Genomic DNA, 297 nt, shown 5'->3' on the forward strand with positions numbered 1-297 from the left:
TACCATCTTTCTAATATAGAAAATTCAATTATTGCTAAAAAAGAAATTTTTTTATTGTATTTTATTGACATTTCTAAAACGGCAATTTAATATAAGAATATGTAATTGCTGTTTTAGAAATTGAAGGAGGGATGATATGCAAACCTTAGATTTAGAATATATTAAAAATCGTAGGGAGTCTTTAGACATTTCGTTACAAGTAATGGCTGAATCACTTGGTTTTAAAAATGCCTCAACCTATCTCAAATATGAGAATGGTACTTATACATTTAAAGCAGACCAACTTCCAATACTCGC

At 27.9% G+C, this 297-nt stretch carries 1 protein-coding gene; it reads left to right on the top strand.

Features of this window, described 5'->3' with window-relative positions:
- Positions 1-136 precede the first annotated feature (136 nt).
- Positions 137-297 (top strand): helix-turn-helix domain-containing protein (locus PZE06_RS28165; RefSeq protein WP_275792423.1); only part of this gene is annotated, 161 nt, incomplete at its 3' end.

Source organism: Robertmurraya sp. DFI.2.37 (genome assembly GCF_029211245.1).
Classification (GTDB): Bacteria; Bacillota; Bacilli; order Bacillales; family Cytobacillaceae; genus Robertmurraya; species Robertmurraya methanolica_A.